15 protein-coding genes are annotated in these 16,345 nt (G+C 61.2%); 3 read left to right on the top strand and 12 right to left on the bottom strand.

Annotated elements, in window-relative coordinates; genetic code table 11:
* The first annotated feature begins 105 nt into the window (after positions 1 to 105).
* Entirely contained in the window at positions 106 to 1,143 is a 1,038-nt protein-coding gene (locus tag AC19YQ_RS03840) for a patatin-like phospholipase family protein (protein WP_219261602.1), read from the top strand.
* Here AC19YQ_RS03840 and AC19YQ_RS03835 read toward each other — a convergent pair.
* The 8 genes from AC19YQ_RS03835 to AC19YQ_RS03800 all read right to left on the bottom strand — a co-directional run bounded on the left by AC19YQ_RS03835 (position 1,110) and on the right by AC19YQ_RS03800 (position 10,955).
* On the bottom strand, positions 1,110 to 1,811 hold the full coding sequence (locus AC19YQ_RS03835) for a response regulator (RefSeq protein ID WP_133079346.1): 702 nt from the start codon (positions 1,809 to 1,811) through the stop codon (positions 1,110 to 1,112). The two genes, AC19YQ_RS03840 and AC19YQ_RS03835, sit on opposite strands and share 34 nt — an antisense overlap.
* Positions 1,812 to 1,847: 36 nt before the next feature.
* Positions 1,848 to 4,514: a DUF4118 domain-containing protein gene (locus tag AC19YQ_RS03830; RefSeq protein ID WP_500594618.1), complete on the bottom strand. Its 2,667-nt coding sequence runs from the start codon at positions 4,512 to 4,514 to the stop codon at positions 1,848 to 1,850.
* Positions 4,515 to 4,645: 131 nt separating this feature from the next.
* Positions 4,646 to 5,197, bottom strand: coding sequence for a potassium-transporting ATPase subunit KdpC (kdpC, locus tag AC19YQ_RS03825; protein ID WP_500594617.1), 552 nt, complete (start codon positions 5,195 to 5,197; stop codon positions 4,646 to 4,648).
* A gap of 18 nt (positions 5,198 to 5,215) precedes the next feature.
* Positions 5,216 to 7,288, bottom strand: coding sequence for a potassium-transporting ATPase subunit KdpB (gene kdpB, locus AC19YQ_RS03820; protein WP_133079343.1), 2,073 nt, complete (start codon positions 7,286 to 7,288; stop codon positions 5,216 to 5,218).
* Positions 7,289 to 7,298: 10 nt separating this feature from the next.
* Entirely contained in the window at positions 7,299 to 8,993 is a 1,695-nt protein-coding gene (kdpA, locus tag AC19YQ_RS03815; RefSeq protein ID WP_500594616.1) for a potassium-transporting ATPase subunit KdpA, read from the bottom strand.
* An 8-nt stretch (positions 8,994 to 9,001) separates the two neighbouring features.
* Complete coding sequence (kdpF, locus tag AC19YQ_RS03810) at positions 9,002 to 9,091, bottom strand: K(+)-transporting ATPase subunit F (RefSeq protein WP_037032648.1); 90 nt, start codon at positions 9,089 to 9,091, stop codon at positions 9,002 to 9,004.
* A 157-nt stretch (positions 9,092 to 9,248) separates the two neighbouring features.
* Positions 9,249 to 10,478: a hypothetical protein gene (locus tag AC19YQ_RS03805; RefSeq protein WP_500594615.1), complete on the bottom strand. Its 1,230-nt coding sequence runs from the start codon at positions 10,476 to 10,478 to the stop codon at positions 9,249 to 9,251.
* Positions 10,479 to 10,505: 27 nt separating this feature from the next.
* Positions 10,506 to 10,955, bottom strand: a complete 450-nt coding sequence (locus tag AC19YQ_RS03800) for a YcgN family cysteine cluster protein (protein ID WP_133079340.1) — start codon at positions 10,953 to 10,955, stop codon at positions 10,506 to 10,508.
* 155 nt (positions 10,956 to 11,110) lie between these two features.
* Between AC19YQ_RS03800 and AC19YQ_RS03795 the strand changes: the two genes are divergently transcribed.
* The gene (locus AC19YQ_RS03795; RefSeq protein WP_500594614.1) at positions 11,111 to 11,704 is read left to right on the top strand and encodes a nitroreductase family protein; all 594 of its coding nucleotides are present in this window, start codon (positions 11,111 to 11,113) and stop codon (positions 11,702 to 11,704) included.
* A gap of 91 nt (positions 11,705 to 11,795) precedes the next feature.
* Here the strand turns inward: AC19YQ_RS03795 and AC19YQ_RS03790 are convergent, their stop codons facing one another.
* The 3 genes from AC19YQ_RS03790 to rnd form a co-directional block, all read right to left on the bottom strand.
* Positions 11,796 to 12,728: a D-2-hydroxyacid dehydrogenase gene (locus tag AC19YQ_RS03790; protein WP_339474256.1), complete on the bottom strand. Its 933-nt coding sequence runs from the start codon at positions 12,726 to 12,728 to the stop codon at positions 11,796 to 11,798.
* Between the two features lie 126 nt (positions 12,729 to 12,854).
* Complete coding sequence (locus tag AC19YQ_RS03785; protein WP_133079337.1) at positions 12,855 to 13,148, bottom strand: YcgL domain-containing protein; 294 nt, start codon at positions 13,146 to 13,148, stop codon at positions 12,855 to 12,857.
* Complete coding sequence (rnd, locus tag AC19YQ_RS03780) at positions 13,145 to 14,278, bottom strand: ribonuclease D (RefSeq protein ID WP_219262456.1); 1,134 nt, start codon at positions 14,276 to 14,278, stop codon at positions 13,145 to 13,147. Before rnd ends, AC19YQ_RS03785 begins: the two co-directional genes overlap by 4 nt.
* A gap of 253 nt (positions 14,279 to 14,531) precedes the next feature.
* Here rnd and ampC point away from each other — a divergent pair, with 253 nt between their 5' ends.
* Positions 14,532 to 15,692 (top strand): class C beta-lactamase, encoded by a 1,161-nt coding sequence (gene ampC, locus AC19YQ_RS03775; protein WP_500594613.1) that lies wholly within the window; start codon positions 14,532 to 14,534, stop codon positions 15,690 to 15,692.
* Here the strand turns inward: ampC and AC19YQ_RS03770 are convergent.
* Positions 15,689 to 16,339, bottom strand: coding sequence for a class I SAM-dependent methyltransferase (locus tag AC19YQ_RS03770; RefSeq protein ID WP_500594612.1), 651 nt, complete (start codon positions 16,337 to 16,339; stop codon positions 15,689 to 15,691). The genes ampC and AC19YQ_RS03770 overlap by 4 nt on opposite strands.
* Between the last annotated feature and the right edge of the window lie 6 nt (positions 16,340 to 16,345).

Below are 16,345 nucleotides of genomic sequence, written 5' to 3'. Positions count from 1 at the left end.
GCTACAAGGCACTAGCCTAGCTTGTAGATACGCGTTCATGCCAAAAGCTGTCACTCAGGGCCACAAAAAGGCATTGTGGGTCATTGTCAGGCAAAGGTTGGGCTCATGAAAAAACGTATTGCATTGGTATTGGGCTCAGGTGGCGCACGGGGCTATGCCCATATTGGCGTGATTGAAGAGCTTGAGAGCCGGGGCTATGACATTGCCTGCATCGCCGGTTGCTCCATGGGCGCGGTGGTGGGCGGGATCTACGCCGCAGGCAAACTTGATGTGTATCGCGACTGGATTCAAAGCCTGGATTACCTCGACGTGTTGCGTCTGGTGGATGTCAGCTTTCGACTGGGAGCGATTCGTGGCGAAAAAGTCTTCGGCCAGATCCGCAACATGGTCGGCGAAATCAATATCGAAGACCTGCGCATCCCCTACACCGCCGTCGCCACCGACCTCACCCATCAGCAGGAGATCTGGTTTCAGGAAGGCTGCCTGCACCAGGCCATGCGCGCCTCGGCGGCGATTCCCAGCCTGTTCACCCCGGTGATGCAAGGCAACCGCATGCTGGTCGATGGCAGCCTGCTCAACCCGCTCCCTATCGTGCCGGTGGTCTCCAGCCATTGCGACCTGATCATCGCCGTCAACCTGAATTCATCCCATCCCAGCAACTACCAACTGCCTGTCATCCAGCGCCCTGCCGCGTTCAAAGGGCGCTTTGACAACCTGATGACGTCCCTGGGTTCGCGCATGCCGTTTCGCAACAGGCACGCCGAGCAATTGCTCAATCTGGAACAGGAGATGCTCAACCCGCTGGTCGAGCCCCTGACCAATCCCTGGCTCGACTCGGCGCAACCTGCCCGCCCTGCCGCCGCCCAAGGCTCGCCCAAGTCGGCCACCGGATCGGTGATCGTCGACAACGTCGGCCCGGCTTCGCTGCTGGACTTGATCAACCAGAGTTTCGAGGTGATGCAAACCTCACTGGCGCAATACAAGATTGCCGGTTACCCGCCCGATATCCTGATCAACGTGCCCAAGCGGGTGTGCCGGTTTTTCGAGTTCTACAAGGCTCAGGAGCTGATCGCATTGGGGCGCATGATTGCCAGGGACACCCTGGACCGTTACGAAAGGGACGAGGCGTCCAACAACCGATAACCGACCCCGGCCTCGGTCACGATAAACCGGGGCCGGGTCGGGTCATCCGCCAGTTTCTGGCGCAAATGGCCGACAACGATCCGCAGGTAATGGCTGTTCTCGACATGGGTAGGGCCCCAGATATCCTTGAGCAATTGCTGCTGGGTAATGACCCGTCCGGGATGGCGCGCCAGTTGGGCCAGCACCGCGTACTCCTTGCGCGTCAGCGCCACTTCGACACCGTCGAGCAACACCCGGCGAAAGGCCAGGTCAACGGTCAACGGGCCGAGTTCAAGCGCCGCCTCCTGAGCCTCACCCGCGGGTGCCTGACGCAGCAACGCACGAATCCGCGCCAGAAACTCCTGGATACCGAAGGGCTTGGTCACGTAATCGTTGGCCCCGCCGTCCAGCGCCTGGACTTTCTGCGCTTCACTGGCGCGCACCGACAGAACCAGTACCGGAATGCCGGACCACTCGCGCAGCTCACGCAGTACCTGCTGGCCGTCCATGTCCGGCAAGCCAAGATCAAGCACCATCACGTCGGGTCGCTTGAGGGCCGCCTGGCTCAGGCCCTCGGCGCCGGTCGCAGCCTCAAGCACGGTGTAGCCCTGGGATACCAGACTGATCCGCAGGAACTTGCGAATCTGCGGCTCATCATCGATGACCAAAATAGTCGCGCTCTGGCTCATGGCTTCGGATCGTGGCAAAGGAATGGCCCCAGAGTATCAGTCTTCACGTTCCGGTCCTTCATGCTCAAGGCCCGGCTGAGTGCTGACCGGCAGATACAAGGTGATGCACGTGCCCTGCCCGGCAATGCCGTCGCCGACCGTGATACGCCCGCCGTGGGCGCCTACCATGCCCTGGCAGATGGCCAGGCCGAGCCCGGTGCCCTGTCCGCCGCGATCGCCACGGGCAGCGGTGTAAAACATGTCGAATATCTTCGCCCGATCTTCCTCCGGGATGCCTGGCCCCTGGTCACTGACGGCAAACCACAGCTCACCCTCGTCTGCGCCAGCCGTCAGTTGCAGCTGGCCGTGGGGCGGTGAAAAGCGCGCGGCGTTTTCCAGCACATTGACCAGTGCCTGTTCAATCAATGCACCGTGGACGTGGAGCAGCGGCAATTGCGGCGGCACATCCACCTGCACCTGCAAGGGCGCCAGCACCGCACGCAAGCGGTTCAGGGCACTGCCCGCAATGTCGGCGGGCGATACCCAGTCACGGGCCAGCTTCAATGCACCGTGGCCCAGCCGGGTCATGTCCAGCAGGTTCTGAATATAGCGGTCCAGGCGCTCCGCCTCATCGCGGGTGCCTTCAAGCAATTCGCGCCGATCGGCCAGGGGGATGGCCTCGCCCAGTGCCAACAGGGTGTCGATACTGCCGCGCATGCTGGTCAGCGGCGTGCGCAGGTCATGGGACACCGACGCCAGCAGCGCGCTGCGCAACTGCTCGGTTTCGCCGTGCAGGCGTGCCGCTTCCAGGTCCTGGGCCAACCGTGCGCGCGCCAGCGCCTGGGCCAGGGGTTGGCTCAAAGCCATCAGCAAGCGACGGCGCTGGCCGCTAAGCGACTGCCCCTGCCTGGGGCACACGCCGAGCAAGGCCAGCGGCCCTTCCTCGGCGCTTATCGGCCACCACCACCAACGCCCCATCGGCAACGTCCCCGTGCCCTTGCCCGCGGGCTGGTCATGGCTCCAGGCCCAGTCCGCAGCGGCGCGCTCGGCTTCGGAAAACTGCAGCGGCCCGCCCGTTTCAATCTCCCAGCCACCCTCGCCATTGCGGTTGAGCAGGCACACATCCAGTTCTTTCCAGCCGCTCAAATGCTGACTGGCAGCGTTGACCACGGCCTTGCGGTCGGTGGCGGCGGTGAGCTTGCGCGACAGATCGAGCAGCTCGGTGGTTTCTTGCTGGGTATCGCGCAAGGCCTGCAATTGACGACGCTGACGGGCCGCAAGATTGCCGGTCAATGCCGCCATCAGCAGAAAGAACACCAGGGTGAGCACGTCTTCTTCGCGCTGAATGCTGAAAGAAAAGTTGGGCGGGATGAACAGAAAGTCATAGGCCAGAAATGACATCGCCGCACAGGCCAGCGACGGCCCCAGGCTGCTGCGCACGGCAACCAGCAACACAGCGGCCAGAAACACCAGGGAGATATTGGGCAGGGCCAACACACTGGCCACCCCCCAGGCCAGGGCGCTGGCCAGTACCGTGGCAATCAGCGCCAGCCCATAGTCAAACCACACCAGCGAATGTTCACGACGGCTGACGGTCGGTGCGGGCGATTGCTCATTGTCGAGCACGTTGATTTCAAGGCCATGGGAGTCGCGCAACAAGCGCGCCGCCAACCCGCCACCGAACAGGCGTCGGCGCCACGTCAGCCGCGACTGGCCGACCAGCAGCAAGCTGGCACGGCGTTCAGCGGCGTGCTGGATCAGGGTCCTGGCCACTTCACCGGCACGCAGCAAGACCACTTCGCCCCCCAGGCGCTCGGCCAGTTGCTGGGCGCTTTGCAGGCGCAGGCGTGATTGCTCGTCGCGCACCGTGCCGTTGTCCACATGCACCAGGCTCCAGGGCAGATGCCGACGTTCCGCGACCCGGCTGGCGTGACGCACCAGGCGCTCGGCATGCTCATCGCCATCGATCCCGACCAGCAAGCGCCCGCGCAACGCCGGGGCCGACTGCCCCTGCTGGCGATAGCCCTTGTCCAGTTCATCATCGACGTACACCGCCGCCGTTTGCATCGCCAGTTCGCGCAGGGCGTTGAGATTGGTCTGACTGAAAAACGCATCAATCGCCGCCCGCGCCTGTTCCGGCACATACACCTTGCCCTCGCGCAGGCGCTCCAGCAGTTCACGGGGCGGCAGGTCGATCAGCAACAGCTCATAGGCTTCCTGCACGATCCAGTCGGGCAGTGTTTCGCGCACCTGCACCCCGGTGATCCCGCGCACCTGATCGTTCAGGCTTTCCAGATGCTGGACGTTGACCGTGGTGTACACGTCGATCCCGGCCGCCAGCAGTTCCTGCACGTCCTGCCAGCGTTTGGCATGGCGGCTGCCGGGGGCGTTGCTGTGGGCCAGCTCATCGACCAGCACCAGCTTGGGCCGGGCGGCGAGCAGACCGTCGAGGTCCATTTCTTCGAGCTGCACGCCACGATATTCCGAGCGCAGCATGGGCTGCTGGGGCACGCCGTTGAGCAACGCCTCGGTCTCGGCGCGGCCGTGGGTTTCGACGACCCCGGCCAGCACCTGGACCCCTTGGCGCAGTTGAGTGTGGGCGGCTTGCAACATGGCGTAGGTTTTACCCACACCGGGTGCCGCGCCAAGGAACACCTTGAGCCGGCCACGGCCTGCGCGGGGCAAATCAGCTAACAGCGCATCGGCGCGACCGGAATGACTCATGGGTTTACCTGTAAATCGGGTGTGTGTATGTGACCTGTGGGAGCGGGCTTGCTCGCGATGCAAACGATGCGGTCGTCAGATAAACCGCAGTGCTGCCATCGCGAGCAAGCCCGCTCCCACACATGAAGGTGTCAGTTCTTGAGCTGCGCCAACGCCTGATTCAACAGCAATACGTTGACCACCGGCGGCCCCACCAGTGGCCGTTCGGTATGTTCAGCCACCAACTGCTCGACGGCCTGCACCGGCACATTGCGCGCGCCAGCTACACGGGCCAGTTGATAGCGTATTGCCTCTGGTGGCAAGTGCGGGTCCAGCCCGCTGCCCGAGGTGGTCAGCAACGCCAGGGGCACCGGGCCCTGCCCCGGCACGGCGAGCTGGGCGGCGCTGTCCTTGACCCGTGTGGCCAGTGTCGGGTTGCTCGGCGCCAGATTGCTGGCCGAACTGGCCACGGTGGCATAAGCCCCCGCCGATGGTCGCGGGTGAAACCAGGTGTCACCGCTGAAGTCCTGAGCGATCAGCGCCGACCCCAGCACCTTGCCGGCGCTGTCGCGCACCAGGCTGCCGTTGGCCTGCTCGGGGAACGCCAGTTGCGCAATGCCGGTGACGGTCAGCGGGTAGATCACGCCGGTTATGGCGGTCATCAACAGCATCAGGCTCAGGGCCGGACGTAGAAAAGTAGTCATGGTGTAACCCTCCAATGCTTAAACCAGATGCAGCGCCGTGAGCAGCATGTCGATCAGCTTGATGCCCACAAACGGCACCACCAGCCCGCCCACGCCATAGATCAGCAAGTTGCGACGCAGCAAGTGCGCGGCACTGGCCGCCTGAACGCGCACCCCACGCAATGCCAGCGGGATCAGCACCACGATGATCAGCGCGTTGAACACGATGGCCGACACAATTGCGCTTTGCGGGCTGCTCAGGCCCATCACGTTCAACACGCCCAGCTGCGGGTAGATCGAAGCAAACAGCGCAGGCAGGATCGCAAAGTACTTGGCCACGTCGTTGGCGATCGAGAACGTGGTCAGCGCGCCACGGGTCACCAGCAACTCTTTGCCGATTTGCACCACATCCAGCAGCTTGGTCGGATCGCTGTCCAGATCGACCATGTTCGCGGCTTCCCGTGCAGCCTGGGTACCGTCGTTCATGGCCATGCCCACGTCTGCCTGGGCCAGGGCCGGGGCGTCGTTGGCACCGTCACCGCACATGGCCACCAGTCGCCCGTCATTCTGTTCATGACGAATGCGTGCCAGTTTTTTCTCCGGCGTGGCCTCAGCCAGCACATCATCCACCCCCGCTTCAGCGGCAATCGCAGCCGCGGTCAGCGGGTTGTCGCCCGTCACCATCACGGTGCGGATCCCCAGCTTGCGCAACTCGGCGAAGCGCTCGCGAATCCCCGGTTTCACCACGTCCTTGAGATGGATCGCACCCAGCAACTTGCCCTGGGCACAGACCAGCAACGGGGTGCCGCCGCTCTGGGCGATCTTGTCGATTTCCCGCGACAGGGCCGGCAACAGTTCGCCCCGTGTGAGGCCGACAAACGCCAGCACCGAATCCACAGCCCCTTTGCGGTACACCTGGCCGTTGTAATCGATCCCCGACAGACGGGTTTCGGCCGTGAACGGCACCGCCGTGAAATCGGACACCGGCAGCTCGTCCAGGCTGTGCTGGCCCCGAATAAACTCGACGATGGACTTGCCCTCGGCCGTCTCGTCCGCCAACGAAGCGCGCAACGCGCCCTCTGCCAGCTCCCTGGCCGTCACGCCAGGGGTGGCATACAAGGCCGTGCAACGACGGTTGCCGAAGGTGATGGTGCCGGTCTTGTCGAGCATCAGCACATGCACATCACCGGCCGCTTCCACGGCGCGACCGGACTTGGCGATCACGTTGAGGCGTACCAGGCGGTCCATGCCGGCAATCCCGATCGCCGACAGCAGCCCCCCGATGGTGGTCGGGATCAGCGTGACCAGCAGCGCCACCAGAAACACCAGCGGCAAGCTGCCACCGGCAAAGTAGGCAAACGGCTGCAAGGTCACGACCACGATCAGAAAGATCAGGGTCAAGCCGATCAGCAGGATATCCAGGGCCACTTCGTTGGGGGTTTTCTGGCGTTTGGCGCCTTCGACCAGCGCAATCATGCGGTCCAGGGTCGACTCGCCGGGGTTGGCGCTGATTTGCACCAGCAGCCAGTCACTGACCAGACGCGTGTTGCCGGTCACTGCCGAGCGATCTCCTCCCGACTCGCGGATCACCGGCGCCGATTCGCCGGTGATTGCCGCTTCGTTGACCGCGGCAATCCCCGCAATCACCTCGCCGTCGCCAGGGATCATCTCCCCCGCTTCGACGCGCACCACATCGCCCTTGCGCAAACGGGTGGCCGGTACGACCTCGAAACTTCCCGCAGGGGTCCGACGACGAGCACTCAGGCCCACGCTGCCAGCCTTGAGGCTATCGGCACGGGCTTTGCCCCGCCCCTCGGCCAGTGCTTCGGCAAAGTTGGCGAACAGCACGGTAAACCACAGCCACAGGGCGATTTGCACAGCCACCCCGGTGGGCACCGCAGGCTCGGGTACAAAGCACAGCACCGTGGTGAAAATCGCAGTCAGTTCAACCACCAGCATCACCGGCGAGCGCTTGAGCTGGCGCGGGTCGAGCTTGACGAACGCTTGCAGCAGCGCCGGGCGCCAGATATCGGCAAACGAAGTTTTCGGCGACTCGGGGGCCTTGGCCTCCGGGGTTGGCGTCAACGTTGAAACAGGAGCAGGCATAGTCATCATCGTCTCCTTAGAAGCCCAGGGTCAGTTGTTCAGCGATTGGGCCAAGGGCCAATGTCGGCAGAAAGGTCAAGCCGCCCACCAGCAAAATGGTCACGGTCAACAGGGCTACAAACAGCGGGCCGTGGGTTGGAAAACTGTTCTGGCCAATGGGTGCGGACTTCTTCAGCGCCAGGCTACCGGCCAACGCCAGCACCGGCAGGATGTAACCGAAGCGCCCGATCAACATGCCCAGCCCCAGCATCAGGTTGTAGAACGGCGTGTTGGCATTGAGTCCGGCAAAGGCTGAACCGTTGTTGGCACTGGCCGAGGTAAAGGCGTACAGCACCTGACTGAAACCGTGGGGCCCGGGGTTGCTGACCGAGGCCACGGCACTGGGCAGCACGGCCGCAATCGAACCCAGTACCAGCACGCCCACCGGCATCACCAGCAAGGTCACCACCAGCAGCTGGACTTCCCTGGCTTGCAGCTTTTTGCCCAGGTATTCAGGGGTGCGGCCAATCATCAGGCCGGCGAGGAACACGGCGATCAACACGTTGAGCAACATGCCGTAGAGCCCGGCACCGACGCCGCCGAAGATCACTTCGCCGACCATCATGTTGACCAGCGCCACCATCCCGGTCAGCGGGTTGAGGCTGTCGTGCATGCCGTTGACCGAGCCATTGGAGGCCGAGGTCGTGGTTTCGGTCCAGAGCACCGTGCCGGTTGTGCCGAAGCGCACTTCCTTGCCTTCCAGCGGTGCCGTCTGCTCAACCAGCGGGCTGTTGAGCGCCGGGTTCGGCTGATACTCGGCATACAGCGCAGTGCCGCCGCCGATCAGGAACAAGGCCAGCATGCAGGCCACAATCGCCCGGCTCTGGCGCAGATCCTTGACGTAGTGGCCGAAGGTGAACACCAGCGCCACCGGGATCAGAATGATCGAGGCCAGCTCGAACAGGTTGCTCCAGGCCGTCGGGTTCTCGAACGGATGTGCCGAGTTGACGCCGAAGAAACCACCGCCGTTGGTGCCCAGTTGCTTGATCGCGATCTGGCTGGCGGCCGGGCCCAGGGGGATGACTTGATCCACACCCTGCTGGGTGACGGCATTGACGTAATGGGCAAATGTTTGCGGCACGCCCTGCCAGACCAGAAACAGCGCCAGCACGACACACAGCGGCAGCAAGCCGTAGAGGGTGGCACGGGTCATGTCGACCCAGAAGTTGCCCAGGGTATGGGCCGAGCGACGGCTGATGCCACGGCACAGTGCAACCAGTACCGCCAGGCCGGTGGCGGCGCTGACAAAGTTCTGCACGGTCAAACCGGCCATCTGGCTGAAGTAGCTGAGGCTGGCTTCACCGCTGTAGCTTTGCCAGTTGGTGTTGGTGACAAAGCTCACTGAAGTGTTGAAGGCTTGCGTCCATTCCTGCCCCGGCAACTGCTGCGGGTTAAGGGGCAAATACTGCTGAAACAGCACAATTGCAAACAGCAGCACAAAGCCCATCAGGTTGAAGACCAGCAGGGCCAGGGTGTATTTCTGCCAGCTTTGCTCGATGCCGGGGTCTACCCCGGCGATGCGGTAGCACACCTTTTCGACGGGCCCGAACACCGGGGTCAGCCAGGTACGCTGGCCTTCCATTACCTTGTAGTAAAAGCGTCCCAGCCACGGCGCCGGTAACAGTACCAGGGCAAAGAAGGCGAGGATCAGCCCATAGTCATAACTGTGCATACCCGCTCCTAGTTCCGGTCTGCGCGCAACAGCGCAACCAGCAGATAAACGAACAGCGACACTGCCAACAGCAGCGACACCCCATCCAGAACGCCCATGACAACTCTCCCAAAGCGGCACTTGCCGCGTATGGAGAGAGTGTGGGGAATGAGGGCGTAAAGGATCGAGATCGAGAGGGATGCGGGGGCGTAAAGAAGGCGTAAAGAAGCAGGGATGCCTGCCGTAGCAGCTGCTACGGATGTGGGTGGAGGGCTCTTAGCGCAACAGTGGGGTGTCCAGCACCTCGGAGTGACCGCCGAGCACGCTTTCGCTCAACTGGATAAAGCTCGCGGTATTGACCTTGTCCATGCGCATCAGCGCCTGGCTGACGTCATCCAGGGAGCGTTTATTGTGGGTCTGCAAGCGAATTTCGCGGTCCAGCGACTGCAACAGCGTCACGGCCCGCGCAACCATTGCCGGGCCTGCCTGCTGGCCGCGCAGTCGGGTGACGTTTTTGCCGGCGGCATTGAACTTGTGTTGCAGGGTCTGATAACGCTCGTCACTCATGCCGCCTGCACGACGCATCAGTTCAATGGCGTAGTACTCGCTCAAGCCTTCGCCGATCCAGTCATGGCCCGGCTCGTCATTGATGCCGCTGAACACCTGCACCACTTCACGCAACAGGGTGCTGGTGCCGTTCTCACTGACCAGCGGCAGGCCGCTGTAGAGATAAATCGAGTTGCGCGCCGCTGCACCGCCCTTCCACATTGGGCTGCCCGCGCCGACTATCAGCAGCTTGGGCGGGTTGCGCGGGAATACCGCCTGGACTTGCGGCCACACAAACGTCAGCAAGGTCAGCACATCCATGCGGCGCATGCCCTGACCTTTAGGCGCACTCACCGTGACTTCGGTTTCGCCCACAGTGGTTCGACGGCTGCCCAGGTTACCCGCCAGCATCCAGCCGTTGGGCCGGTCAAACAGACGCGAGACATCATCGATGCGAAAGCGGTTCTTGCCGATGCGCGGCCAGGCAGTTTCGACGCTTTTCCAGCCGTTGGGCAACTCGAACTCAAGTCGCGACACCAGTTCAACGCCATCCTGCTGGTCGAGATTGGCAGGAGGGATCAACTGTTCGCCGCGAAACAAGGCCCACTCGGGTGTGATACGCGTATCAAAACTGCCGTTCTTGCGCGGCTGGTTCAACCGCACGCGGTAGCTCAGGCTGGCACTGCCCGGTGCGGGCCGCCACAACCCCCGGCTCTTGGCAGAAAGTTGCCACTGCCCGTCGGCCTTGAAGTCGGTGTAACTGCCCTGCTCGCCGAGGTCGAAATCCAGGCTGCGCACCGCAGAACCTTCAGCAAGGGTCAACCGCACCTCGGCCTGGTCGCTTTGCGGCAACAGGCGCACGTGGTAGTTGAGATCGACTTTTTGCCCGGCCCACAGCGGGCCGCAGATCAGCAACAGCAGCAGACTCAGGCCCAGTAGCCATTTGTAATGCAGCGCCATACACACTCCTTTGCTGCGCTGCGGCACTTAACCGGCGCGGAAAATCAGATGATCTTCCCAGTCGTCTTCAGGCACGCTGCCTTCAGCAAGCATGCGCCCCGACTGCGAAATGCGTTCATGGTGTACAGCGTCCGGGTCACCGCAGACCAGGTGGTGCCAGAGCGGCAAGTCCTTGCGCTCGCTGACCAGACGATAGCCGCAGGTCGGCGGCAGCCATTTGAATTCCTCGGCCTTGCCCGGCGACAGCTGAATGCAGTCCGGCACCGAATCACGACGGTTAGGGTAGTCGGTGCACTGGCAGGTTTTCATATCAAGCAATTTGCAGGCAATGCGCGTGTAGTAGACGCTGTTGTCGTCTTCATCTTCGAGCTTTTGCAAGCAGCACAACCCGCAGCCGTCGCACAGCGACTCCCATTCCTCTTGATCAAGTTGATCGAGGGTTTTGCGGATCCAGAACGGTTCAACGATTGCGGCCATGGCTCAAACATCAACATCAGGGAGTGGAAAAGGCCGCCAGTCTAGTGCCCAAGGCCCTTGGGGCCAAGGGCTTGTCGTCAGACTTGTCACCTTGACGACATCACAGTAGTTTTAGGCCCTGAATTAATACGTAACATTTACCTCAGGAAACCGCCATGCCTGCTAACAGCCGTAAAGCCGATCACACGATTGACGAGCAATTTACCCTGCGCTGGTCGCCCCGCGCCTTTGCCGACGCGACCATCGACAAAGCGACCCTGATGAGCTTTTTCGAAGCGGCACGCTGGGCGCCATCGGCCTACAACGCGCAACCCTGGCGTTTTTTGTTTGCCCTGCGCGGCACCCCGGACTTTGACCGCTACCTGAGCCTGCTGGTGGAGTTCAACCAAGGCTGGGCCAAGCATGCGGCCGCTCTGGTGGTGATTGTGTCCAAGACCACCTTTGGAGCACCGGGTACCACCGAAGAAAAGCCTGCGCCAACCCACGCCTTCGACACCGGCGCGGCCTGGGGCCATCTGGCGCTGCAAGCGCACTTGAGCGGCTGGCACACCCACGGCATGAGCGGCCTGGATTTCGAGCGGGCGCGCACAGAGCTGAAAATCCCTGAGGGTTACGCAGTGCAGGCGATGGTTGCCATCGGCAAGATCGGCGACAAGTCGACGCTGGTGGATTACCTGCAGGCCAAGGAAGTGCCAAGCCAGCGCGAGCCAATGAGCAAGCTGGTGGCTGAAGGCGATTTCAGCCTGTAATGCACCTCTTGGTGCAAACCTGGTAGTCGCTGCCGCAGGCTGCGAGCTTTTCAATATCAAAAGCTCGCAGCCTGCGGCAGCGACTACCGGTTTAGTAACCGCGTTCGAAATCCACTTCGCCACGCAGTGCTTCACCCGCCTGAAACGCCCGCAAGTTATCCACAAACAGCTGCACCATCATCGGTGGCGAGGTGGGTGCCGAGCTGTGGCCTGTCAGCAGCAAGCCCCAGGCAGTCCAGAACGGATGCTTGGCCGGCAATGGCTCCTGACGGCAAACATCAATCACCGCGCCCGCCAGATGCCCCACTCGCAAGGCCTCGACCAAATCGGCATCCACCACCGCTACGCCGCGTCCGGCATTGATGAACACGGCATTGGGATTGAACTGCGCAAACAGCGACGCATCGTAGACGTCATGGGTGTCTGCGGTATTGGGCAGCAGATTGATCACGTAATCCATCTGCCCGACCATGCGCGGCAAGTCGCTCAACACACCCACTTCCTTGAACGGCGCCAGTTCACGGGCGGTGCTGGCAATGGCATACAACTCAACACCAAAGGGCAACAGAAACTGAGCCACGGTCTGGCCAATGTCGCCGGCCCCGACGATCAAGACCTTGCGCCCGACCAGGCTCTGGCCCATGCGGTTGTCCCACTTGCGCTCGACCTGGCTGACCAGGCGGGCCATGACTTCGCGCTCGTGACCGAGCATGTAAGTCAACACGTATTCAGCCATCACCTGACCAAAAATACCCACTGCGCGAGTCAGACGGTATGAACGGGGCAAACCTTCCGCCAGTAACGGCGTGATCCCCGCCCAGGTCGACTGCAGCCAGTCCGGCGTGTGGCCCTGGCGCAACAGGGTCGCCAACAGGTCCGGCTGCCCCAGCCACACCTGGCACTCGCCAGCCATGCGCGACAGTTGCTCGGAGTCGCCGCTGGACTGAACCTCCAGATCCGGCGCGATGCGTTGCAGAAGTTGGGTGTAGAGCGGGTAGTCTTTCTCGGCGATCAGGATGCGCATGTTTCTAACCTTTCTAAACCACTGCCAGCACCCGTCGCCGAGGTTTGCCTCGGAGCGTTCGGCCACCGCCAATCTTAATGAGTTCGTTTAAGACAGGTGCCCGGAACCGGACACCTGGCGCTGCACTTACATCGGATCGTTGCGACGCAGCAGCTCTTCGGGCAAGTGCTCGATATATTCGTCTTCGGCCGGAGGCATTTGCAAGTGGTAGCCCTGGGTCTCCAGGTTTTCCAGCACCTTGTGAATGTCCTCGCGCGACAAGGTACGCTCAGGGCTCAGTACCAGGTCAAAGGCATGGAATGGCTTGCCGAAGGCAGCCAGCAAGGGTTCCGGCACGCGCTCCAGGGCATCGGCCTTGAGTACATAAAGATACATTTCGTTGCGTTTGGTGCTGCGATAAATAGAGCAAATACGTTTCAAGACTGTTCTCCAGCGGTGGCCAGGCAATCGAGCAAGGCCTGGCCCATCAGCTCACGGCGCCAGCCGCGCAGTGATTCCGGCAATTGGTAAGGGCCATTGGGAAAGCCGCTTTTCAGCAGGGCTTCCAGGGTTTTCTTGCGCAGCATCAGTTCCGGCGCAATGTTCAAACGCTCGGCCTGGGCCTGGCCGATGGCACGCAGACGCTTGATCTGCAGCGCCGCCTCGACCGGTAACGGCTCGGGTACGGCGGGCGGCCATTGCTCTGGCGGTAGACTGCCAGCACGCTTGATCAGATCAAGCAAAAACTCGCCATCCTGACGCACGGTACGCGGGTGCATGTCTTCGATCCGCGCCAGCGCGACCAGATTGTCGGGCTGCGTCTTGGCCAGAGGCCATAACGCGTGCTCACGTATCACACGGTTGCGCGGCAGATCCCGGGCACGGGCTTCGTGCTCGCGCCAGGCGCAAATTTCACGCAACACAGCCAACTGATCCCGTGAGAGTTTCCAGGCCAGCTTGGCTTCGCGGTACACCTCGTAAGGGTCTACTTCGCGGCGCAGGTTGGCGACAAGCTCGGCACCATCTTCCAGCACCCAGCTGTATTTTTCGTCAGACAGGCGTGGAAACAGCAACTTGTAGACTTCAGCCAGATGCACGGCATCTTCTGCGGCATAGCTGATCTGGGTTTCAGACAGCGGACGCTGCAGCCAGTCGGAGCGGGTTTCACCCTTGGGCAGGTCGATATCCAGCACTTCCTTGACCAGGCGTGAATAACCCATGGAGAAGCCAAGGTTCAGGTAGGCTGCTGCCAATTGGGTGTCGAACAAAGGCACCGGCAAGCTGGAGGTCAGACGCAGCAACACCTCAAGATCTTCGCTGCACGCGTGCAGGACTTTGACGACCGACGTGTTTTCCAGCAAGTCAGCCAATGGCTGCCAGTTGTCGATGGTCAACGGGTCAATCAGGTAAGCCCGCGTGCCGTCGCCAATCTGGATCAGGCCGGCAATCGGGTAAAAGGTATCGACCCGCATAAATTCGGTGTCGAGGGCTACGAACGGCAATTGTTGCCATTCGGCGCAATGTTGGCCGAGGCTATCGTTGTCGCGAATCCAGTGAATATCGATGGCCACACGGCTCTCCCTTGAAGAATGGCGCGCAGTATATATCGCCCTCAAGTATTTCCGGACATCGACTCGTCATGTTGTGTGCGAAAAAACCTACAAAAGTTAAGTCAAAAACCTGCATCTACTTACCGTTATTACCGGTAGGTTGCCTGACTTCACGCCCATACGATTTGTTACAACACATTATGTGACAAGCCGACAGGACCGGATCGTGACGACACGAGTAGATTTGCGCCCTATAAAAACCGAGGAAACTCCAATGAAAATATCCTGCAAACTGTCAGCAATGACTCTCTCGATGGTAGGTCTTTGTGCCTTTGCCAATGCTGCACTGGCTCAAAACCCTGAACCCGCGCTGGATGCCGCTGTGCAAGACGGTGCCCAAAAGGTGATGCAAGAGTACGCAGTACCCGGTCTGGTTATCGCCGTGAGCGTTAACGGCAAACAACACTTTTACAACTTCGGTGTAGCGTCAAAAGCCACCAAAGAGCCCATGACTCCGGACACTCTCTTTGAAGTCGGCTCCATCAGCAAAGTGTTTACCGCCACCCTGGCCACCTATGCCCAAGCCGAAGGCCAGCTATCACTTAACGACACCGTTGCCAAATACGAGCCTGAACTCGAAGGCACGCCCTTTGGCAAAATTACGCTGACCCATCTGGCCACTCACACTGCTGGCGGATTCCCGTTGCAGCTGCCTGACAGCGTGCAGAACCAAAGCCAGTTGATGAGCTATTTCAAAGACTGGAAGCCGGTTTACCCGACCGGCACGCAGCGCAGCTATGCCAACCCCAGCATTGGCATGCTCGGCCAGATTGCGGCCAAAAGCATGAATATGCCGTTTACCCAGGCAATGGAGCAGCAACTGTTCCCGGCACTGGGCCTGAAAAGCACCTACCTGACGGTGCCCGCGGACAAAATGGGGGTGTATGCCCAGGGCTACAACAAACAGGATGAACCCGTCAGGCTCAACCCTGGCGTACTGGGCAACGAAGCCTACGGCGTGAAAACCACGGCCCGCGACCTGATTCACTTTACCGAGCTGAGCCTGGGCCAGGGCGATGCCAGCCCCATCATTCGCCAGGCATTGGCTGACACCCGAGTTGGTTACTATCGCGTTGGCCCCTTGATTCAGGATTTGATCTGGGAGCAGTACCCTTACCCTGTCGAACTCAAATCACTGCTGGTGGGCAACTCGGACAAAATGGCCTATGAGAACAACGACGCCATCGCCCTCAACCCGCCCCTGGCGCCACAGCAGGCGGTGTGGATCAACAAGACCGGGTCAACCAACGGTTTTGGCGGGTACGCGGTGGTGGTGCCGTCAGAGCAAAAATCGATTGTCATCCTGGCCAACAAGAACTACCCGAACAGCGCACGTGTCGAGTTCGCGTACGAGATCTTGAAAGCGTTGAACTAAGTATCTTTGCGCAAGATATAGATGCTGCCCATGCCAAAACCGGGCAGCACTTCATACTGCTTGAGGATGCTGAAACCCGCCTGCTTGAACTGAGTTTCAATTTCGCCCCTGCTGACCACGATACGTTGCGGGTCATTGACCGGCTCTGCCCCACGGCCAAGTGGCACTGACAGGATCAGACTGTCGCGACTGACCCGGTGCAGCTCACGCAAAATGGCCAGTCGATGGTCACTGTCGCGCACGTGGTGGAACAGCTGCATGCAAAAAATGCAGTCCACCGCGTTCTCGGAAATATCGATGGAGAACACCGAGCTCTGAAACAGCTTGATGCGCGCCAGCAAGCTAGCTGGATGGTGGGTCTGGGCGTGATTGAGCATGTCTTGCGACGAATCCGAGGCCAGGATCACCCGATTGCCGTGCTCGGCCAATACAGGCCAGAAACGCCCGGCACCGCAGGCCAGGTCCATGACCAGCCCGGGTTCCCCCGCCACTTTCAGCGCACGGCGAACCAGACGCTTCTCGCGCCACAACGCCAACCTGCGAACAAACCCCTGGGGCTGAGCCTGCAGGCAAACCTTCGCATGCTCGCGGTCATAACGCTCGGCGAACTCATGCTCAATATGGGTAGAAGGTGGCTGCGATGACATGGCCCG

Source organism: Pseudomonas sp. MF06569 (assembly GCF_059862735.1).
Note: the sequence above shows the minus strand (reverse complement) of the source record. Positions and strands in the feature narration are given on the sequence as shown.